The following is a 20,083-nucleotide window of genomic DNA, read 5'->3' as shown; positions in this document are numbered from 1 at the left end:
TGCAAGTATGCAAGTTTGCCCTCATCCCCCAGCCCCTTCTCCCAAAAAGGGAGAAGGGGAGCCGGATTGGAAGTCCCTCTCCCGCTTTGGGAGAGGCATTTAGGGTGAGGGTTACAAAAGTGGGATACACCCCAAGCGGCTTCAAGGTTTGGGACTTTGGATACAGGACTTTGAATCCAAGACGTTGGATGACCCAATCGATTCGGTGGACTTTGCAATGACTATCTCTGCCTCGCCCCAATCCGCCATTCCTCCAGAAGACTTGGCAGCCCTGGCAGAAGAGCTAGATATCAGCCTGCCCCCCACCGATTTATGGAGCGACGAACCCCCTTTGGAATCTGACTTTCATCGCGACCAGATTGACCTGCTGATTCGCCTGCTGAAGCGCTATTGGGCCGACCGCACCGATTTCTACGTCACGGGCAACCTGACTATCTACTACAGCGAGGACAAGATCATCACCCGCGACTTTCGAGGGCCCGACTTTTTTGTGGTGCTGGACACGGAGCTAAAAGAGCGCAAAAGCTGGGTGGTGTGGGCGGAGGACGGCAAATACCCCAACGTGATTGTAGAAATCCTCTCCAAAAGCACCGCCGCCGTCGATAAGGGCGCAAAAAAGGAGCTTTACCAAAACACATTCCGCACGCCCGAATACTTTTGGCTCGACCCCAACACGCTTGAACTGTCCGGCTTTCGGCTGATCGGCGGAACCTACCAGCCCATCGAACCTACAGACGGCAAGCTCTGGAGTGAGCAACTGGGGCTATACCTGGGCATTGCTCACCAGCGGCTGCGCTTTTTCACGCCCGACGGAGCGCTGATCCTGTCGGCAGAAGAGGCAGAGGAGCAGGAACGCCAGCGGGCAGAGCGTCTGGCAGCAAAGCTGTGGGAATTGGGGATTGACCCGTCGCAGGTTTAGGGCGGCGGAAAAGAAATGCTCGAATCTCCGAAACTTTTGGGTTAGAACGGAGTTAGCGCATTCAGTCTGGATAGAAAAAATGGTTGACCCGGCAACACTGACAGCCAGTGCGATCGCCTCTCTTGCTTTCCAAAAGTTTATGGAAACGAGTGCGGGAAAACTGGCGGAGAAGTTTTCCGAAATGGCGATCGCCCGCATGGATGATCTGTTAAAGCGCATTTGGGCCAAACTGCGCGGACGACCCCGCGTGGAGGAGATCAAAGCCGCCGTTGAAAAGACCCGCAACATCACAGCGGAGCAGGTGAATCAAATTGCGGCCTATCTTCAGGTGGCGATGGACGACGACCCGCAGTTTGCCAACGAGATTCGGCTTTTGGCCCAGGAAATCAACGCCGGCAAGCTGCTTGACCAGAGCCACATGACCCAAAACATCATCGGCGACCATGCCAAGGGCTGGCAAACCAAAGTCGAAGGCGGCACGGCCTACATCGGCGACATCACCATTCACCAAAGCCAACCGCCCGCAAACTCCTGACTCAACCCCGACTCAACCAAGTCTCTATGAGCGACCAGCACATTCACGACCAGGGCAAGGGCTTTCAAGTCGAGGTCAAGGGCGGCACGGTCTACATTGGTGATATCGAAATCTATCCACCGCTGCCACCGCCCTCGCCGACTGGAATTCCCAGCAACCTGCCGCAGCATCCCAGCCAAAGCTTTCGGGGCCGGGAAGACGACTGGGCCAGGCTGCACGCCGCCTTGCAGCAGACAGAGCGAGTCGCCATCACCGCGCTGCACGGCATGGGCGGCGTTGGCAAGACGGAGCTAGCGCTGCAATATGCCACGGCGAAGCTGCGGGAGGGCGCGTATCCGGGCGGCGTGTGCTGGCTGGGGGCGCGAGAGCAGGAGCTTGGCATTCAGATTACGCAATACTTTCAGGCACAACTGGGGCTGAGTCTGCCTGACGGTCTAGACGACCTGGCCGCACAGGTGGGCTATTGCTGGCGGCACTGGCGCGAGGGCGAGGTGCTGGTGGTGGTGGATGATGTGGCCTATCAGCGGGTGGAGGACTACGAGGCCAAAACCCTACCTGCCCACCGACCCACGCTTTCGGGTGCTGGTGACGACGCGCCAAAACCTGGGAGCCAGCTTTTGCACCGTGCCGCTGGGGGTGTTGGCGGCAGCGGCGGCGCTGGAGGTGTTGCGCGACTTGGCGGGAGCCAGCCGCATCGACAGCCAGATCGCAGACGCAAAACTGCTCTGTGAATGGCTGGGCTATTTGCCCCTGGGGCTGGAACTGGTGGGGCGATATTTGGCCAGCAAGCCAGACCTAACGCTGGCGGAACTGTTGCGGCGGCTGGAGCAGCAGAAGCTGGCGGCGCGAGCGCTGTCTCGCCAAGAGGCGATGACTGCCACCCACGAGAGCGTGGCCGCCGCCTTTGAACTAAGCTGGAACGACCTAACGGAAACACAGCGGCAACTGGGAGAACGACTGAGCCTGTTTGCGCTGGCCCCGATTCCTTGGGCACTGGTGAAAGCCGGGCAGCCCGAAGCGGATGCTGAAGACCTGGAAGACGACCGCGATACGCTGATAAACCGCAACCTGCTGAACCGCGTGGGCGACGGCAGCTATCAACTGCACAGCCTAATCCGCGAGTTTTTTGCGGCAAAGCGAGAGCAGGCGACCGATGCCGACGACCTGACCCGTGCCCACTGCGCGGTGCTGGTGCAAGTTGCTCAGCAGATTCCCTGGATGGACTCACAGGCAACCTATTTGGGCTTTGCGCCAGTAATACCGCATCTGGTGGAAGTGGTGCATCACCAGATGGCGGCAGTCAGCGATGAGGCGGTGCTTTTCCCTGCCAACGGGTTGGCAGCGTTCTACTACGGACAGGGCTTGTATTCTGAAGGCGTTCGCTGGGCGGAGCGATGTAAGAAACAGGTGGAAGAGCGCCTGGGCGCAGACCATCCCTCCACGGCGACGAGTTTGAACAATTTGGCGGCGTTGTATGAATCAATGGGACGCTACAGTGAGGCGGAACCGTTGTATGGGCGATCGCTCGAAATCCGAGAAGCGCAGCTCGGCGCAGACCATCCCGACACGGCGACGAGTTTGAACAATTTGGCGGGGTTGTATCGTGCAATGGGACGCTACAGTGAGGCGGAACCGTTGTATGGGCGATCGCTCGAAATCCGAGAAGCGCAGCTCGGCGCAGACCATCCCGACACGGCGACGAGTTTGAACAATTTGGCGGCGTTGTATGAATCAATGGGACGCTACAGTGAGGCGGAACCGTTGTATGGGCGATCGCTCGCCATCCGCGAAGCGCAGCTCGGCGCAGACCATCCCGACACGGCGACGAGTTTGAACAATTTGGCGGCGTTGTATGAATCAATGGGACGCTACAGTGAGGCGGAACCGTTGTATGGGCGATCGCTCGCCATCCGAGAAGCGCAGTTGGGCAAAGACCATCCCGCCACCGCCACCAGCTTGAACAATTTGGCGGCGTTGTATGAATCAATGGGACGCTACAGCGAGGCAGAACCCTTGTATTTGAGGGCGCTGTTGATTTTGGTCAGCCAGTTGGGGCAAGAGCATCCCAGATCGCAAACGGTTTGGCAAAATTTTGTAGGGTTTTTGCTCGCGGCAGTGCAGGCGGGGCGGGCGGGCGAGTTGTCCGATCATCCCCTCACCCAGGCGCTACTGACTCAGGTGCAAGCTGAGCGTAACGCGGGCTGACCCGGCTGCTTGGGCCGACTCAAGGGACTTGGGCGGATACCGTAGAATCAAAACACGCATAGCGAGGGTTTTATGCAGTCCACCACCCATTCCGTCCGCTGGACAACGGCTGATCTGGCACTCTTTGAGGGCGATCGGGCCAATCGCTACGAAATCATTGATGGGGAGTTGTTTGTGACCCAAGCGCCCGATTGGAAACATCAAGCGGTTTGTGTCAACATTGGGACGGTACTAAAGCTCTGGTCGGATCAGAGCGGGCTGGGGCAAGCCGCAATTAACCCTGGGATTGTGTTTTCGGAATCGGACGCGGTGATTCCCGATGTGGTATGGGCGAGCCATGAGCGGCTGGCGCAATTGCTGGATGAGGCAGGGCATCTGACGGCGGCTCCCGAACTGGTGGTGGAGGTGCTGTCGCCGGGGAAGACGAATGAACAGCGTGACCGGGAAGCCAAGCTGAAGTTGTATTCAGTGCGGGGGGTGCTGGAATACTGGATTGTGAATGTTCAGACCCAACGGGTCGAAGTGTATCGCCGGGAGAATGCGGTGCTGAAGCTGGTGGCAACGCTGTATCCGCAGGATGAATTGACCAGCCCGGTCTTGCCCGGTTTTCGCTGTCTGGTGAGTCAGCTTTTCTAGCCCAGCAGGAATGGGGTTTCGCTCCGCAAGCCAAAATCCAAACTCGCCAAGCCAAAATCCAAACTCGGCTAGCGCCGTAGCCACTTGGTCAACACGCTCATCCACTGGCGCGTGGCGGGTTCCACTTGCAGCTTGCTCCACTCGCCCGCTGGCGCGAACCCCAGCCGATGCAGCGTGTGGATGATCAGCAGCACCGCCCAGCGCGAACCCACCACCATAATCTTCACGGGTTCCCGCTCAGGATTCTCCGGCGGCGCGGCGGGAACCTGGGACTCAGCGCTATTGGAGAAACATTCTTTTGCCATATTTTTTGCCAAATGTGGTCTACAGAGACAACATCAAATTTATCAGATGTAGTCTATAGAGACAACATTTACGGCTCACCCATCCTCTGACAGGATTGGGGCATGGGACGGGCAAACCAAGCACTCAAGGAAGTTTTAGAAACCTATCGCATCAGCCAAAATCGGCTTGCTGTGATGCTGGAAATCGATCGCTCTGCGGTGTTTAAGTGGGTGCGTGACCAGCGAGAACCTAGCTCCGAGACGATTGTTGAAATTACCAAAGCGCTGAAGCAGTTGAACCCAGACGCGGCGCGGGCTTTTGTGCAGCTTTATCTGGGCGATATTTTGGAAGACGAGGCGGGGGGAGAGGGATAGGGGAAGAGGGAAGAGGGAAGAACGAAGAACGAAGAGGGAAGAGGGAAGAACGAAGAGGGAGGAGGGAAGAGGGAAGAACGAAGAGGGAGGAGGGAGAAGCGTCAATGGGGCTGGGTGGGTTGGGTAGGTGTCTGAGCAAGCAGTGCGATCGCCCCTAATGAGGCTCCGGGTTCAGCGATTTTTGACCCAAATTTGACCCAAAATAGTTGGCGGATGCGCTGGAGCAACTCTACGACGTGGCGGAATATCAAGGAAATGATTTGATTCAATCGCCTCCCTTTCCAGAGCTTCGCGTCACCGCCACTCAAATTCTTGTAGGCAAACGGTAGCCTTCCAAATCCAAACTCCCCAATCCAAAATCCAAAATCCCCAACTCTATCGCTCTCCCTGCTCTGCCAAATATCGCTCTCCCCATTCGTGCATGATCGCCAGGATCGGCTCCAGGCTTTGTCCCAGCGGCGTAAGGGAATATTCCACCTTGGGCGGCACCTGCTGATAGACCTCGCGATGCACGATGCCGTCGTCTTCCATTTCGCGGAGTTGCTGCGTCAGCATCTTTTGGGTAATGCCCGTGAGCGATCGATGCAGTTCATTAAACCGCTTCACGCCGCCCAGCAGTTCCCGCAAGATCAGCACCTTCCAACGACCGCCGATGATGGCGATGGTGGTTTCTACCGCGCAGCTTGGGCGCTCCAGTCCGCTGGGCGAAGGGGCAGGTTGCAGGGTTTTGGGATCGGCGTTTTGGAGTGACATTGCCTAACGAGGTTCCAATGCAGGGATATTTTCTATAGCCATATTTTCTATGGCCATACCTTCTATAGCCATACCTTCAGTCTCTCATAGTTTCCTTTTGGGAAGTACCTTACCAAAAAGTGCATACTTCCCAAACCTATTGTATCTACTATAAACTCAAAGTAGTTCCGAGTACGACTTTGAGTTTAAACCGCTCAACACCTTGATTCAAGTCTGCTCGAACGTTTCGCAAGCACTTTGAGAACACACGAGCGCCGACTAGCACGCCAGTTGATCCGTACATGGGTCAGGTCAACATACACAGGTCAACTCGTACATAGCTCGTACATAGCTCGTACATAGGGAGAACACCAATGAGCGAACCCGTAATTGCAGATACGAAACCCGTGGTAATGGAGCTAGAACCGGGCACCTACTACTGGTGTCGCTGTGGGCGATCGCAGGGGCAGCCGTTTTGCGACGGTTCCCACCAGGGCACGGACTTTACGCCCCTTGCCTTTGAAATCACCGAAACCCAGAAAGTGGCGTTCTGCCTCTGCAAGCACGGGTAATGAACCCTTCTGCGATGGGTCGCACGCCGGGTTGAAGTGATGAGGGCTGGCGTGATGGGGCTTTGGAGCAGAGCCGCGCTACCAACCTATCGCGCCGATACCCCGCCATTTCGTCTTTCTTACTCGACTGCTTATCCACATTTTGTACTCAAGTTTTCACTAGTTTTCACTCAAGGAGACTCTCCATGATTACTGTCCGTCCGTCTCAAGAGCGCGGTCACGCCAACCACGGCTGGCTGGATAGCTACCATACGTTTTCCTTTGCCAACTACTATGACCCTGACCACATGGGCTTTCGCGCCCTGCGCGTGATCAATGAAGACCGGGTTGCGCCGGGTCGCGGCTTTGGCACGCATCCGCACCGCGACATGGAAATTATTTCCTACGTGTTGTCGGGGTCGCTGGCGCACAAAGACAGCATGGGCAACGCCGCCACGATTGGCGCGGGCGAAGTGCAAAAAATTACGGCGGGTACGGGCATTGCCCACAGCGAATTCAACCCGTCGCAAACGGAGGGCGTGCATTTTCTGCAAATCTGGATTTTGCCAGAGGAAGCAGGATTAACGCCCAATTACGAAGAGAAGGTGTTTCCCACTGAGGCCAAGCAGGGGCAGTGGCGACGTATTGCCAGCCGCACGGGGGCCGATGGCGCGGTGCAAATTAATCAGGATGTGGAACTGTATGCCACGGTGCTGAAGGCCGGTGAAGGGCGATCGCTCGAATTGCGTCCTGGCCGCTATGCCTGGGTGCAGGTGGCGCAGGGCAAGATCAGCCTCAACGGGGTGTCGCTGGAAGCGGGCGACGGCGCGGCCATCAGCGACGAAACGCTGCTGGAGGTGCAAGCCATCAGCGATGCGGAAGTGCTGCTGTTTGACTTGGCGTAGATCCAGAGAAGCGGGAGGTCGCATCGATTCTCGATCTCCCGCCTGTCTCTTCCCTGCTGCTGCCGATCTGCGAAATTGCCCTTGACCCAGCAGATCGGCCAGGTGAGCCGTGATTTCTGGGAAACGAGTGTCGGGCGATCGCCATCCATTAAGGCGATCGCCCTTTTCTGCAAGCACCCGCACCTGGGCGATCGCCCTTTGCTCCATTTGATCACGCTCTCACTGTTACACTTGGGGCAGCCAATACCTACACTTAGGGCAGCCAACACCCAATTTTCAGCCCATCTGGCGCACCGTCTCGTACCATTTGGCATTGTCTATCAGATGCTTCTGGTAACTAACCATTTCAAATCTTGGAGGTAAGCCTGTCATGATGGCTCAAACTGAGACAAAACGCTATACCGCTGAAGAATATTTGGAGCTTGAAGTTGCGTCGGAAACCCGCAACGAATATCGCGATGGAGAAATTGTTCCGATGATGGGCGGCACCCCAAACCACAATGACATCGCAGGAAACTTATATATTCTGCTTAAATCTGCCCTCAAAGGAAAAGACTATCGGATCTTCTATGCTGATCAGCAGCTCTGGATTCCTGGTGCAAGTCTCTACACGTATCCTGATGTGATGGTGTTGCCAAAGCCGCTAGAGTTGCAAGCTGGGCGAAAAGACACGGTGATGAACCCCTGTTTTATTGCTGAGGTGTTGTCCAAATCAACCCGCAGCTATGACCGGAGTGATAAGTTTGCGGCTTATCGTACTATCTCTAGCTTTCAGGAATACCTGCTCATTGATCAGGATGAAATCCACGTTGAGCATCATGTAAAAGTTGCAGAAAATCAGTGGCTTTTTTCTGAATATAAAGATCCAGAATTTAACCTTTCACTTCGCACATTGGACTTGCAAATTCAAATTGCAGATCTCTACGAAAATATTGAGTTTTCTGAAAGTTAAATAGAGGCTAAATGTTCGCTGTTTTCTAGCTATCTGGGCGATTGGTATGTCGCCATTTGGCACGGACGAGGCGAATAGAGTCGTAGTCAATCGTTTCGCCCAGCGTGTTTTGGATGTGTTCGTAGATCGCCTTGAGCGACGCAGTGCCTACCGCTTCGATCGCCCGTTCAATTTTTGCCTGGCGATCGCCCTCTACCAGCTTTCCCAGATCCACCGCCTGCCCCGCTTCTAATAACTTATCCAGGTGGTTGTAAATCGTATGGATGCCGCAGCCGCGCTTTTCGGCAATCTCTGCGGGTGACAAGCCCTGCTGATGCAGTTCTAGCGTATAGAACACAGTGCGAGACACAGATTTAAGACGCAGCGCCGAACGAGATTCACTACGATCGCGCGGTGGTTTGGCATAGGCGAGTGTAGGATCAAATGAATCATCATCGGAATTGCTGGGGATGGTTCCCAGACTGGGCGATCGCAGGGGAATGTCATTCTCTGTGCAAAAGTCGCGGATTTCGGTAACGAACGTTTCACCGTATTGCTCTAGCTTGCGGCTGCCCACGCCAGAGATCCGCGCAAACTCACGCAGCGTGTGCGGCTGTTTCTCCGCCATTTGCCGCAGGCTGACATCAGAAAAGACCACGTAGGGCGGAACGTTTTGCGCGTCGGCGAGGCGCTTTCGCAACTGGCGCAGGCGCTCAAACAGGCTGTCGGCTTTGGGCCCGGTTTGTTTCAAGAAGCGATCGCCCACGGGGGCAGGTTCATCGAGCGATCGCGCAGGCAGGGCAATCATCACCGTCCGCTGACCCCGCATCACCTCCCAACTTTGGGCATTCAGCTTGGGGATGGAATAGCCATCGGTGGTTTCGTCCATCAAGCCTTGGTGCAAGAGCGATCGCCCCAGATGTTTCCAGGCTTCGGCGCTGCGGTCTTTGCCAATGCCGTAGGTGGAAAGCTGATCGTGCCCATGTTGTAGCACTTTTGGGCTGCGAGAGCCGCGCAGCACGTCGATGATGTGGTTCATGCCAAAACGCTCTTTGCAGCGGGCAATACAGGACAGCAACTTTTGCGCGTCGATGGTCCAGTCTTCCACGGGGCGCGGATGCAGGCAGTTGTCGCAGTTGCCGCACTGCCCTGCAAAGCTTTCGCCAAAGTAGGCCAACTGAATCTTGCGGCGGCACTCTGTCCCTTCGGCATAGTCCACCACGCGGCGCAACTGCTGGCGGGCGATGCGCTGCTCGTCTTCTAGCGGCGCTCCGGTCGTTGGATCGACCTTCTGGGCAATCAGAAACTCGACCGTGTTCAAATCGCCATAGCCGAAGAACAGCGTGCATTTTGCCGGATCGCCATCGCGCCCGGCCCGCCCTGCCTCCTGATAGTAGTTTTCCAGGCTGCGCGGCAGGTCATAGTGAATCACAAACCGCACGTCGGGCTTGTTGATGCCCATGCCAAAGGCGACCGTCGCCACCATCACGCGCACGTCGTCGCGAATAAAGCGCGTTTGATTCACAGCGCGGGTTTCGTCCTCCAGTCCCGCATGATAGGGCAGCGCCTCAATGCCGTCTTGCTGGAGTCGGAAGGCGAGTTCGTCTACTTTTTTGCGGCTGAGGCAATAGACAATGCCAGCGCCGGGGGCTTGGCGAATTAGTTGCAGCAGGTGGCGATACACATCGCGCTGCTTGGGACGCACTTCGTAATACAGGTTCGTGCGGTTGAAGCTGGCGATGTGGATGCGCGGGTCGCGCAGGGCAAGCTGAGCAACGATATCTTCCTGGACGCGGTGGGTGGCGGTGGCCGTCAGCGCTGTCATGGGCACGGCGGGATAGCGCTGGCGCAGGGTTTTGAGCTGGCGATATTCAGGACGAAAGTCATGCCCCCATTCCGACAGGCAGTGGGCTTCGTCGATGGCAAAGGCGGCAATGCCCACTTCGGCATCGATGCGTTCCAAAAACGGCAAAAAGCGATCGCCCATCAGTCGCTCTGGCGCGACATACAGCAGCTTGATCTGGCCCGCCAGCACGGCCTGTTCCGTCGATCGCAGCTCCGTCGGCCCCAGGCTGCTATTCAAAAACGCCGCCCCAATGCCGTTGTCCTGCAATGCCTGCACCTGATCCTGCATCAGCGCAATCAGCGGCGACACGACGATCGTCACCCCGTCCATCAGCAGCGCCGGAAGCTGGTAGCAAATCGACTTGCCGCCGCCTGTGGGCATGATTACAAGCTGATCCCGCTGGGCGATCGCCGCTTCGACGATCTCCCGCTGTCCGGGGCGAAAGGCATCATAACCGAAGTAGAATTTGAGGGCTTCTTCGGGGGTGGGCATGGAGAGTGATGGGAGTTTTGGACGAGGGAATGATGGGGGATGCAAGATCAGCCGTCTCGGACGGTTTGCTGCATCTCTTCCAGAGTACCCAAACTAGCTAGCTGTCCTTTGCTCTGGATGCAAGACGATTTAAGTAGGGTGACATTAGAACACTCTGTCACTTGTCTTGGCTCGCCGCCTTTGACCTCTGCAAAATCTGGAATCTGTCTGGCGCATATTGAAAGCAGAGTATAAGAGCGTTTTGGAGCGTATAGGGACTCATGAAATCGATAACAGACAATGCGTTTCGGGGACTGCTGATTATGGGGGCGATCGCCCTCTTTTTGGCATTCAATTCCTTTGTGGTGATTAATCCCGGTCAGGCCGGCGTGCTAAGCATTCTCGGCAAGGCCCAGGACGGCACACTGCTAGAGGGCATTCACCTAAAGCCGCCGTTCGTGTCCCAGGTGGATATTTACGATGTCACGGTGCAAAAGTTTGAGGTGCCTGCCCAAAGTTCCACCAAGGATTTGCAGTACCTTTCCGCCAGTTTTGCGATTAACTTCCGGCTTGACCCCATGCGAATTGTAGAGATTCGCCGCAAGCAGGGCACGCTGGCCAACATTGTGTCCAAGGTGATTGCGCCCCAAACCCAGGAAGCCTTCAAAATCGCCGCTGCCCGCCGCACGGCCGAAGAGTCCATTACCCAGCGAGAGGAGTTGAGGCAGGATTTTGACATCGCCCTCAGCCAGCGGCTAGAGAAATATGGCATTGTGCTGCTGGATACCAGCGTGGTGGATGTGAAGTTTTCCGATGAATTTGCCCATGCAGTGGAAGACAAGCAAATTGCCGAACAGCAGGCCCAGCGGGCGGTTTACATTGCCCAACAGGCACAGCAAGAGGCCCAGGCAGAAATCAACCGCGCCAAGGGCAAGGCAGAGGCCCAGCGGCTATTGGCAGAAACGCTGAAAAGCGCAGGCGGGCAACTGGTGCTGCAAAAGGAGGCGATCGAGGCGTGGCGCGAGGGAGGCGCTCAGATGCCTCGCGTGCTGGTGATGGGCAAGGATGCTGGGAGTGTGCCCTTTTTGTTTAATCTGGGAGAGCCGGATGCGGAGTCAGCTACAGAGCCAATGTCCTCGAAGGGCGCTCGATAAACTCGGCCGCAAGGCATCCGTGAGGGTAAGCGGCGAGTCCAAACAGCACAAACGAGTGGCAAAGATCTATGATGCTTCGTGATTGCTTTTGCCAGGCGATTTGTACTGCGACTGGTACTCAGTGGCTTGTGAGTGGCTTGTGAGTGACTCGTGAGTGACTCGCGCTAGGGCGATCGCCCCTCTCTCCTTCTGCAAACCCATGCTGCAAAATCCCGCTTTCCGAACCCCAATGGCGATCGCCCTGGGTGCTATCCTGGGTGCCCTCAGCCGCCATTTCCTCAGCAGTTGGATTTCCCACTGGGTCGGCTCTGACTTGCCCATCGGCACGCTGCTGATAAACCTGACGGGCTGTTTTGGCATGGGGCTATTGGCGACGCTGTTTGGCCAGCGGGTGCTGGGTCATGCGCCCGAACTCCAGCTCATGCTAACGACGGGGTTTCTCGGCTCCTACACTACCTTTTCCAGCTACGAGCTAGACTTGGCACGGCTGGCTTATCAGCGAGAACTGGCAGCCGATGGGCTGTATTGGGGCGCGAGTACCTTGCTGGGGTTTGGCAGCCTGCTGCTGGGGGTGTGGGTTGCTAGGGCGATCGCCCCGCCTGTCACCCTGGATTGATCCAAACTACCCCTCCCTCATCATGTCTGCTGGATCAGATTCGCTACCGCTAACTGTGCTGCTCATTTCTCTGGGTGCGGTGCTGGGCGCATGGAGCCGCTACTACGTCACCCGGTTTTGCTCCCGGCGGTTTGGGCTGGACTTTCCGGTGGGGACGCTGCTGGTGAACCTGTCTGGGTCGCTGCTGATGGGCATGGCAGCGGGGCTGTTTCGCATTCGCTTTTCGCTGCCCAATCTGGATCACCTGTTTATGGTTGGTTTTTTCGGCTCCTATACGACCTTTTCCACATATGCGCTGGATGTGTATTCCCTGTTCCGACGAAAGGCGATCGCCCCAGCGCTGCTCTTTTGGCTGGGCAGCCCGCTGGCGGGGTTTCTGTGCGTAGAACTGGGCATCGTGCTGGCGCTCTGGCTCACGAGAGGAATTTCCTCCTAAGAGCAGGGTGAAGAATTCCAACAGGCAGATTAGGATGATGCTGACACGTTTGCACATCCAAGGGTTGCCTGTGGTTCTTCAACCTGCCCTCGTGGCGTTCATTTTCCGGCCGATTACCGACCCAGTGGCAGTGTTTTTGGTGATCATCGCCATCATGCTGGTGTCGCCGCTGGTGTTTGAGCGGATTCGACTGCCGGGGATTGTGGGGCTGATTTTGGCTGGGCTGATTGTGGGGCCCTACGGGCTGAACATTTTGGAGCGCGACAGCACGATTGTCCTGCTGGGCACGGTGGGGCTGCTGTTTCTCATGTTTATGGCGGGGCTGGAAACCAGCCTGGATGATTTGAAAACCAATGCCAGGGGCGCAATTTCCTTCGGACTGGCCACGTTTCTGATTCCCATGCTGATGGGCACAGTGGCTATGCTGCTGTTGGGCTACTCGTTTTTGGCGGCGATCCTGGTTGCATCGTGCTTCGCGTCGCACACGCTGCTGTCTCTGCCCATTGCTAGCAAGCTAGGCATCATGCGGACGCAGACGGTCACCATTACGCTGGGCGGCACGCTGATTACCAACGTGCTGGCGCTGCTGGTGCTGGCGGTGGTGGTGAAGGCGCACCAGGGCGATTTGACGCTGAGCTTTTGGCTGTTTCTGATTCCGTCGCTGGCAATCTATACCTTCGCAACCCTGTGGGGAGTGCCGCGCATCGGGCGCTGGTTTTTTCAGCGGTTTGGACACGACGAAGGGGCCGAATTTACCTTTGTGGTGGCGGCGCTGTTTTTAGTGTCCTACGTGGCGCGGCTGATCGAGATTGAGCCGATTATTGGCGCGTTTTTGGCGGGCGTGGCGATCGCCCCCCTGATCCCCCAGTTCAGCCCGCTGATGAATCGGATTCAGTTCATCGGCAACAGCCTGTTTGTGCCGTTTTTTCTGATTTCGGTGGGGATGTTGGTGAACCCGCTGATTCTACTTCAGGAACCCAAGTCGATTGCGGTGGCGGCGGTGATGGTGGGCGTGGCAATTGTGGCGAAGTATCTGCCCGCCTGGATGACGAGCAAGTGGTTTCGCCTCAGCACCCCCAGCATGATGGTCATGTTTGGGCTGTCGGTGGCGCAGGCGGCTTCCACCCTGGCGGCGATCACTGTTGCCTACAATATCGAACTCGTGGATCAGCCGACCGTGAATGGCACGATCATGATGATTTTGGTGACCTGCATCGCGTCGCCGTGGATTACCTCGCGCTGGGGCGATCGCATCCCCCTTGCCTCCGACACCGCGACCGAACCCGCCTCGACGCTGGTTGCCGATTCGCAAAAAGAACTGAAAACTGTGCCGCTCCGAGTGCTAGTGCCTGTGGCAAATCCCGATACCGAAGCAAACCTGCTGCAACTGGCGCTGATTTTGGTCTGCTCGACGGAGGGGACGCTGCTGCCACTGCACGTCCTGCCCGATTCGCAAGACTGGCTGACAGCGGCAGATCGCAGCCAGCAAGCCATGCTATTGGGCGCGGCCGAAACCCTGGCCAACGCCGCCGCCGCAGAGGTGGAACCGATTGGACGGATCGACGACTCTATCGATCGGGGCATCTTGCGGACGGCGCAGGAGCGGGAGGCAAACCTGATCGTCTGCGGCTGGAAGGGCTTTTCCACCTACCGCGACCACCTGTTTGGCAGCGTGATCGACAACGTGGTGCGGCGGGCGGGCATTCCTGTCTTGGTGACGCGGCTGATGCAGCCGATGAACACGGTAAAGCGGGTGCTGCTGGTGGTGACGGCGGAAGACTTTGCCTCGCCCCAGTTTGCCGACGCGCTGGCGCTGGTGAAGGGGCTGGCGACGGGGCTAAAGGCGACCTTTGTGCTGGGACTGGCGATGTCGGATGAGGCGATCGCCACTAATCAACTCGATTCCCTCAAAAGCGAACTGAAGGATTCGGTCTATCCGCTGCACGGCGACATCGTTCGCAGCCTGTCGTATATCCTCGACCCAAACGATTTGCTGATACTGCTGCACGAAACGCGGTCCTACGCCCCCTACGCCTTCGGCCAGCCGACGCTGGGCGTGACTCCAGAGGCGATCGCCCGCCAATATCGCGCCGTCTCAATGGCGATCGTCAACCTGCCTAGCAGCTAAACCCGCCTGCAAACGCAGCCCGCAAACCATCCGCCAATTGCGTCACGTCAGTTCAATTGCGTCAGTTCTGAGTGTTAACGAAGCGCACTCAAAAACGCCTGGTGTTCTGGGCTGCTAATGCCAGCTTGAAGAACCTGCAGCACCAAGCTGAGATCGCCAGAGAGCAGGGCTTCGCTTGCTAACCACAGGCCCGGAAACTCCTGACTGCACAGAATACCCGACGCATTCGCGGCGAGCGATCGATATTCTCCAGCCTCCAGGCAGAACCAATCAATCTGCTGGCTGTAGGTGCGCCAGACCATGTACTCTCGAATCCCATTGCGGCGATAGACTCGAAGCTTGTCGTGTAAGTCGTAGGATGCGCTACTGGCGGCAACTTCAACAACTAATTCGGGGGAACCTTCGATATAGTCCTCTTCATTAATCCAGGAGCCTCCCCCTTCCTTGAGCCGCAATATCGCATCAGGCTGAGGTTCGTTGTCTGCATCTAGGCGCACCGTGGGATTATCGTAAAGCTCAATGCCCGGAGTAGCAGCTTTATACGTCCACAGCCAGCCCATGATGTCGCCGTGCGGCTTGCCGTGAGCTTCGGCACGCAACGGGGATGCCACGTAAACCACTCCTTCAATCAGTTCAGCTTTTTTGAGGTTGGGCATGGCCCGATAGCGCCGCTCGAACTCATCACGGGTCAGGCGATCGCCGCTCTCTAAAGGAGGAATTTTGATGAGTCGTTCCGCCGTCATGCTGGAGAGGTTAGGCTATCTCTGCAATTTACGGTTCTTCGCAACTTGCGTTCATTTTAAGCATCTTACAGTCACGTTACGGTCATTTTAGCAAAGCAACTTGGGTTAGCCGCCTCTCTTAGCGCGACGGAAGGATTCACTGCCAACCCAGCAGCAGCGAATGAGAATCTCTGACTGCGCAAGGACAACGCCACTTGAGTAAAGGACGCTTATAGAGATATAGAGAGCGTATAGAGAAATTTAGATTGTATAAATTGCAACTCCGGGGCTGTCCTCAGTGTTCAGAATTCCCTCGAATAGGGAATTTTTAAACCAGTCATAAGTAGGTGGACATTAATAAATATAAAACCCAAAGACCCTGCGCCGCCCGCTGCGCGGGCGGCGCAGGGTTCAGGATCTGTTTTTTAATCTGGTCTATCTACTTAAAAGCCAATTTCAATTTCTGTAGGACTTACGTAGTTGGACGATTTCTCGCGGGTGCAGCCCATGAGAAATCGTCCAAAACTCAAAAAACTCATCGCAAGTGCGTAAGTCCTGTTCTGGTTAGCGTTGATCGTGAATCTACCGGTAAATATGCCTGAACAAATTTATCAAGCCTCGGAGTGGGAAACCTTGCAGCAGCGGAATCAAGAGCTAGAGCAGAAGCTGCAACACCTGACGCAAGCCAATCGTGCCCTCATCCAGGAGGTTGAGCAACTCAGGCAGGCGGAAGTACGCCATCGGCAGGTCGAAGCGTCCCTCCAGCAATACGCCAATGAAATTGCCGATTTGTACAATCAAGTGCCCTGCGGCTATCACTCGATCGATCCAGACGGCATGATTATCCAGATCAACGACACAGAACTGGCGTGGCTGGGCTATCGCCGCGAGCAGGTTGTGGGTAAGATGCATGTCACCCAGTTGCTAACGCCAGAGGGGATTGCCCATTTTAAGGCGGGGTTTGAGGAGTTTAAGCAGCGGGGCGAAGCGAAAGATGTGGAGTTTGACCTGGTGTGTGCCGATGGCTCTATCTTACCTGTGCTATTGAATAGCACTGCAATCTATGACGCAGACGGCAACTACGTGATGAGCCGCTCTACGAGTGTGGATATCCGCGATCGCAAACAGTCTGAGGTGCAGTTGCGGAAGGCAAAAGCTGCGCTGGAATCAGTCGTCAGGGAACGCACACTGGAACTTCAGGCGACGGTGCTGCAACTCCGGCGAGAGCAGGAATTTACTCAGGTAGTCGTGGAAAATGTATCGGATGGCGTGGTGGCCTGCGATGCGGAGGGACGGCTGAAGTTGTTTAACCGAGCGGCCCGCGAGTGGCATGGCTGCGACCCGCGAGAGGTGCCGCCGGAACTGTGGGCGACGCTGTATGACCTGTACGAAGCAGATGGCATTACGCCGCTGGCGACCGAACGGATTCCGCTGCTGCGGGCGTTTCAGGGCGAGTCTGTGCGGCAGGCGGGCATGGCGATCGCCGCTCAGGGTCAGGAAACCCGCTACATTCTAGCCAGCGGCGATCCGCTGTTTGACGCGGCAGGGCAAAAAATTGGCGCAGTGGTGGCGATGCATGACATCACGGAGCGTCGGAAGTCAGAAGCCGCGCTGCGCCAGTCGGAAGCCCAACTGAGACAGCGAACCCAGGAGCTAGAAGCAGCGCTGAAAGAGCTACAGCGGACCCAATCGCAACTGGTGCAGAGCGAAAAAATGTCTTCCCTGGGGCAACTGGTGGCAGGCGTGGCCCATGAGATTAATAACCCCGTGAATTTTATCTACGGCAACCTGGCCCATGCCAACGCCTATATACAGGATTTGCTGAACTTGGTTTGGCTCTATCAGCAACACTATCCCAACCCGGTGCCTGCGGTTCAGCAAGAGATTCAGCACGTCGATTTAGATTTCTTACTCGCAGATTTGCCCAAGCTGCTGTCGTCGATGCGGGTGGGGGCCGAGCGGATTCAGAAGATTGTGGCTTCGCTGCGGACGTTTTCCCGCATGGACGAGGCAGAGTGCAAGGCGGTGGATATTCACGAAGGCATCGACAGCACGCTGATGATTCTGCAAAATTGCCTGAAGGCCAAGGGCGATCGCCCAGAAATTCAGGTCAATAAGCACTATGGCATCTTACCTTTGGTGGAATGCTACGCCGGTCAACTGAATCAGGTGTTTATGAACATTCTGGCGAATGCCATCGATGCGCTAGAGGAATCCTACGCGCTCGGCCGCTGGAACCCAAACATGCTGCCAAGCTTGGGCGATCGCCCCATAGACTCTCCCAGTGGGCCGATGATCACGATCCAGACTGAGCAGGTTAGCCCCAGTTCGATTGCGATTCGCATTGTCGACAACGGCATCGGCATGTCTGCTGCCGTCCAACAGCGCCTATTCGATCCGTTCTTTACCACCAAACCCGTCGGCAAGGGGACGGGCATGGGCCTCTCGATTAGCTACCAAATCATCACAGAGCGGCATCAGGGTACGCTACGTTGCTGCTCAGAAGTGGGCCAGGGCACTGAGTTTATGATTCAGATTCCGGTGATTCAGATTCCGGTGAGTCAGTAAGGGCGATCGCCACCTTCTTTTTTTGTTCAAGGGCGGCTCGATCGGGGGCGCGACAGCCTTTGGGTGAGGAGTAGGATACGGTAGCCAGTGATACAGAGCATCCGGGGCGATCGCAGGCTCAATGGTATAGAGAATTGCTAATGATATAGATAATTGATATAGGAAGAAGGTGAGCAGCCTGTTCAGGTCGTACCCCCCTTTTTTGGAGCGATTGCGAAACGTCGGTGTCCGAATCGTCTGCCAATTTTGTCGATGCAACGCGCCTGCTGATGGGCTTGCAGCAGGTCAGTTCGCTGGTGCAGCAGTTTGGGGACTGTCGAGAGCCAGAAGAAATGGTGCGCCGGGCCACAGACGGACTGGTGGAGGCGTTTGATTGTGCGTTTGCCCGCATCTGGCTGATGGAACCGGACGGGCAGTTTTTGCGGCTGGTGGCTTCGTCGGGATTATATACCCGGCTGGATGGCTCCTTTGCGCGAGTGCCCCTGGGGGCGTTTAAGGTGGGTAAAATCGCCCAAAATCGCATTCCGTTTTTGAGCAATAATCTCGCCAATGAAGCCTGGGTCAAGGATCGCGACTGGGCGATCGCCAACCAGATTACGGGCTTTGCGGGCTACCCGCTGGCGATTGGCGATCGCGTGATTGGCGTGCTGGCGGTCTTCAGCCATCGCCCACTGTCGCCAGAGTTTTTGGAGGTGCTGCAAAGCCTCTGCACCACGCTGGCCGTGATGATCAATGCGGGGCAGCGGCAGCGGCAGGAAGAAAGGGCGATCGCCGCTCTGCGTTCTGGCTCTCCCACGCCGCTGCTTTCGGAACAAATTGCCCAGTGGCTGCCGCCGACGCGCCTCAGCTTGGTGGGGACAGAGCGGGTGCTGTCTCCGGCGATCGCCTGTCTGTTTTTGCGGCTGGCGGAGGTGCTGCACGGGCTGTCTTGCACCTACTGCCGCCTCAGCTACGAGCCGCACCAGGTCATTCTAGAAGCGATGATTGCGCCGCCCAGCTTTGCAGCCCATCGCCTGCAAGACTGGAGTGAAGAAGCGTTTGGCGAGTTTCCGCTGGCGGCGGCCTGTTTGCGGGGCACGCTGCAACTCTTGCCCAACCTATCGCAGAACGTGCTGCAAGTGGTGTTGCAACTGCCCGACGCAGGGGCAGCAGCAGGGCCCGCCGTGCGCGTCGTTTGCACCCGTGCTATCGTGCAGCTTGCCCTGACGCAACTGGCTGTCCTGGCTGGACTCTCCGTCGTTCCATCTACAAGTCTGGCAGATGGCGCAGATCTGCCGCTCCTCACTGACGACCTAGCCGCCGCAGCCCAAGCCCGTCGGGTGCTGTGGCTGCAAACCCAGGCTCAGCCGTTGCCCACGCTGCCAGCCGCCGTTTTGGGACGGATTGACCTAGACATTACCCCAACGCAGTTGCGTCAGGCTGTTGAAACCGTGCTGCAAGACCGGCCCTGGCCGCCGACGCTGGGCGAAGAACTGAAGGGGCTATCGGAGCGAGAGCGCGAAATTTTGGGGCTGCTGGTGCAGGGATTGCGCGATCGCGACATTGCCGATCGGCTGATCCTCAGCGAAAGCACGATCAAGTTTCACCTCAACAACGTCCTGTCCAAGCTTCAGGTGCAGACTCGCTATCAGGCGATTTATCAGGCCACGCGCAATGGCTGGATTTAAAACCTTTGCGGAAGAGTGCAGCGATATTCGCGCCAGCAACTCTACTGAAGCAAGACTGCCATTCGGCATAGAAAATTCTCGACAATGAACATTCGATAAGTTTAATGAGATGAAGTATGGCTAATCGCAATGTTGCCGAGCCACAGCATCACCAAAATACGTAACGATAAAACAAGTAATAATCGCCCTGTATTCAGGACGCATAGGAATCGGCTCCATCCATTGATTTTTCGTAGATACAGCCCCATCAAATCCTTCCATTACAAATCAGCCTGAGTCGTTTTACGTCAGGCGAATAGGTCAATATCTTTCAATTCTTAAGGATTTCATTTTGCTAAAAGCGAAATGAAGATTTGCGTAGATTTGTCGGGTATTCTGGAACACTAGAAGCAAAAAACCATT

The 20,083-nt window shown here is 56.4% G+C and carries 18 protein-coding genes and 1 pseudogene; 15 read left to right on the top strand and 4 right to left on the bottom strand.

The window, feature by feature from the left end:
- Positions 1-217: 217 nt before the first annotated feature.
- The 5 genes from JTM80_RS18635 to JTM80_RS18615 all read left to right on the top strand — a co-directional run bounded on the left by JTM80_RS18635 (position 218) and on the right by JTM80_RS18615 (position 4,295).
- Positions 218-919 (top strand): Uma2 family endonuclease, encoded by a 702-nt coding sequence (locus JTM80_RS18635; protein ID WP_205370051.1) that lies wholly within the window; start codon positions 218-220, stop codon positions 917-919.
- Between the two features lie 79 nt (positions 920-998).
- Positions 999-1,454, top strand: a complete 456-nt coding sequence (locus JTM80_RS18630; protein WP_172357277.1) for a hypothetical protein — start codon at positions 999-1,001, stop codon at positions 1,452-1,454.
- A 26-nt stretch (positions 1,455-1,480) separates the two neighbouring features.
- The gene (locus JTM80_RS18625) at positions 1,481-2,185 is read left to right on the top strand and encodes an NB-ARC domain-containing protein (RefSeq protein ID WP_172357275.1); all 705 of its coding nucleotides are present in this window, start codon (positions 1,481-1,483) and stop codon (positions 2,183-2,185) included.
- Positions 2,079-3,659, top strand: coding sequence for a tetratricopeptide repeat protein (locus JTM80_RS18620; protein WP_399367959.1), 1,581 nt, complete (start codon positions 2,079-2,081; stop codon positions 3,657-3,659). Before JTM80_RS18625 ends, JTM80_RS18620 begins: the two co-directional genes overlap by 107 nt.
- Before the next feature lie 72 nt (positions 3,660-3,731).
- Positions 3,732-4,295, top strand: coding sequence for a Uma2 family endonuclease (locus JTM80_RS18615; RefSeq protein ID WP_172357273.1), 564 nt, complete (start codon positions 3,732-3,734; stop codon positions 4,293-4,295).
- A gap of 68 nt (positions 4,296-4,363) precedes the next feature.
- Here JTM80_RS18615 and JTM80_RS18610 read toward each other — a convergent pair whose 3' ends face one another.
- Positions 4,364-4,600 carry a hypothetical protein gene (locus JTM80_RS18610; protein WP_172357271.1) on the bottom strand — a complete coding sequence of 79 codons (237 nt, stop codon included), beginning with the start codon at positions 4,598-4,600 and terminating at the stop codon, positions 4,364-4,366.
- Positions 4,601-4,702: 102 nt separating this feature from the next.
- Between JTM80_RS18610 and JTM80_RS18605 the strand changes: the two genes are divergently transcribed.
- Positions 4,703-4,954 (top strand): helix-turn-helix transcriptional regulator, encoded by a 252-nt coding sequence (locus JTM80_RS18605; RefSeq protein WP_172357269.1) that lies wholly within the window; start codon positions 4,703-4,705, stop codon positions 4,952-4,954.
- A 375-nt stretch (positions 4,955-5,329) separates the two neighbouring features.
- Here the strand turns inward: JTM80_RS18605 and JTM80_RS18600 are convergent, their stop codons facing one another.
- Entirely contained in the window at positions 5,330-5,707 is a 378-nt protein-coding gene (locus JTM80_RS18600) for a helix-turn-helix domain-containing protein (RefSeq protein WP_172357267.1), read from the bottom strand.
- Between the two features lie 353 nt (positions 5,708-6,060).
- Between JTM80_RS18600 and JTM80_RS18595 the strand changes: the two are divergent.
- The 3 genes and pseudogenes from JTM80_RS18595 (at position 6,061) to JTM80_RS18585 (ending at position 8,094) form a co-directional block, all read left to right on the top strand.
- A pseudogene (locus tag JTM80_RS18595) lies at positions 6,061-6,298 on the top strand (CDGSH iron-sulfur domain-containing protein).
- 145 nt (positions 6,299-6,443) lie between these two features.
- Positions 6,444-7,142: a pirin family protein gene (locus JTM80_RS18590; protein ID WP_172357265.1), complete on the top strand. Its 699-nt coding sequence runs from the start codon at positions 6,444-6,446 to the stop codon at positions 7,140-7,142.
- A 370-nt stretch (positions 7,143-7,512) separates the two neighbouring features.
- Positions 7,513-8,094: a Uma2 family endonuclease gene (locus JTM80_RS18585; RefSeq protein WP_205370049.1), complete on the top strand. Its 582-nt coding sequence runs from the start codon at positions 7,513-7,515 to the stop codon at positions 8,092-8,094.
- A gap of 25 nt (positions 8,095-8,119) precedes the next feature.
- Here JTM80_RS18585 and recQ read toward each other — a convergent pair whose 3' ends face one another.
- Positions 8,120-10,411 (bottom strand): DNA helicase RecQ, encoded by a 2,292-nt coding sequence (recQ, locus tag JTM80_RS18580; protein WP_205370047.1) that lies wholly within the window; start codon positions 10,409-10,411, stop codon positions 8,120-8,122.
- Between the two features lie 302 nt (positions 10,412-10,713).
- On the opposite strand from recQ, the gene JTM80_RS18575 reads away from it, so the two are divergent.
- From JTM80_RS18575 to JTM80_RS18560, 4 genes are all read left to right on the top strand, one after another.
- Entirely contained in the window at positions 10,714-11,544 is an 831-nt protein-coding gene (locus JTM80_RS18575; RefSeq protein ID WP_228721764.1) for a prohibitin family protein, read from the top strand.
- Between the two features lie 154 nt (positions 11,545-11,698).
- Positions 11,699-12,160, top strand: coding sequence for a fluoride efflux transporter CrcB (crcB, locus tag JTM80_RS18570; RefSeq protein ID WP_255548812.1), 462 nt, complete (start codon positions 11,699-11,701; stop codon positions 12,158-12,160).
- A 55-nt stretch (positions 12,161-12,215) separates the two neighbouring features.
- Positions 12,216-12,596, top strand: a complete 381-nt coding sequence (crcB, locus tag JTM80_RS18565; RefSeq protein ID WP_225906681.1) for a fluoride efflux transporter CrcB — start codon at positions 12,216-12,218, stop codon at positions 12,594-12,596.
- Between the two features lie 34 nt (positions 12,597-12,630).
- Positions 12,631-14,724, top strand: coding sequence for a cation:proton antiporter (locus JTM80_RS18560; RefSeq protein ID WP_172357253.1), 2,094 nt, complete (start codon positions 12,631-12,633; stop codon positions 14,722-14,724).
- Between the two features lie 74 nt (positions 14,725-14,798).
- Here the strand turns inward: JTM80_RS18560 and JTM80_RS18555 are convergent, their stop codons facing one another.
- Complete coding sequence (locus JTM80_RS18555) at positions 14,799-15,467, bottom strand: Uma2 family endonuclease (protein WP_172357251.1); 669 nt, start codon at positions 15,465-15,467, stop codon at positions 14,799-14,801.
- A gap of 573 nt (positions 15,468-16,040) precedes the next feature.
- On the opposite strand from JTM80_RS18555, the gene JTM80_RS18550 reads away from it, so the two are divergent.
- Together JTM80_RS18550 and JTM80_RS18545 are read left to right on the top strand one after the other, a co-directional pair.
- Positions 16,041-18,014 (top strand): PAS domain S-box protein, encoded by a 1,974-nt coding sequence (locus JTM80_RS18550; protein ID WP_225906680.1) that lies wholly within the window; start codon positions 16,041-16,043, stop codon positions 18,012-18,014.
- A gap of 224 nt (positions 18,015-18,238) precedes the next feature.
- Positions 18,239-19,681, top strand: a complete 1,443-nt coding sequence (locus JTM80_RS18545) for a GAF domain-containing protein (RefSeq protein WP_225906679.1) — start codon at positions 18,239-18,241, stop codon at positions 19,679-19,681.
- The last annotated feature ends 402 nt before the right edge of the window (positions 19,682-20,083 follow it).

Origin of the sequence: Thermoleptolyngbya sp. PKUAC-SCTB121 (assembly GCF_016919485.1) — a bacterium.
Lineage (GTDB): Bacteria > Cyanobacteriota > Cyanobacteriia > Elainellales > Elainellaceae > Thermoleptolyngbya > Thermoleptolyngbya sichuanensis.
Note: the sequence above shows the minus strand (reverse complement) of the source record. Positions and strands in the feature narration are given on the sequence as shown.

Bases quoted from the DNA above. Each gene is read 5' to 3' on its own strand.
- JTM80_RS18575 (WP_228721764.1), top strand. From the start codon at position 10,714: ATGGGGGCGATCGCCCTCTTTTTGGCATTCAATTCCTTTGTGGTGATT.
- JTM80_RS18560 (WP_172357253.1), top strand. From the start codon at position 12,631: ATGATGCTGACACGTTTGCACATCCAAGGGTTGCCTGTGGTTCTTCAA.
- JTM80_RS18550 (WP_225906680.1), top strand. From the start codon at position 16,041: ATGCCTGAACAAATTTATCAAGCCTCGGAGTGGGAAACCTTGCAGCAG.
- JTM80_RS18610 (WP_172357271.1), bottom strand. From the start codon at position 4,600: ATGGCAAAAGAATGTTTCTCCAATAGCGCTGAGTCCCAGGTTCCCGCC.
- JTM80_RS18555 (WP_172357251.1), bottom strand. From the start codon at position 15,467: ATGACGGCGGAACGACTCATCAAAATTCCTCCTTTAGAGAGCGGCGAT.
- JTM80_RS18590 (WP_172357265.1), top strand. From the start codon at position 6,444: ATGATTACTGTCCGTCCGTCTCAAGAGCGCGGTCACGCCAACCACGGC.
- recQ (WP_205370047.1), bottom strand. From the start codon at position 10,411: ATGCCCACCCCCGAAGAAGCCCTCAAATTCTACTTCGGTTATGATGCC.
- JTM80_RS18635 (WP_205370051.1), top strand. From the start codon at position 218: ATGACTATCTCTGCCTCGCCCCAATCCGCCATTCCTCCAGAAGACTTG.
- JTM80_RS18600 (WP_172357267.1), bottom strand. From the start codon at position 5,707: ATGTCACTCCAAAACGCCGATCCCAAAACCCTGCAACCTGCCCCTTCG.
- JTM80_RS18585 (WP_205370049.1), top strand. From the start codon at position 7,513: ATGATGGCTCAAACTGAGACAAAACGCTATACCGCTGAAGAATATTTG.
- JTM80_RS18625 (WP_172357275.1), top strand. From the start codon at position 1,481: ATGAGCGACCAGCACATTCACGACCAGGGCAAGGGCTTTCAAGTCGAG.
- JTM80_RS18630 (WP_172357277.1), top strand. From the start codon at position 999: ATGGTTGACCCGGCAACACTGACAGCCAGTGCGATCGCCTCTCTTGCT.
- JTM80_RS18615 (WP_172357273.1), top strand. From the start codon at position 3,732: ATGCAGTCCACCACCCATTCCGTCCGCTGGACAACGGCTGATCTGGCA.
- JTM80_RS18605 (WP_172357269.1), top strand. From the start codon at position 4,703: ATGGGACGGGCAAACCAAGCACTCAAGGAAGTTTTAGAAACCTATCGC.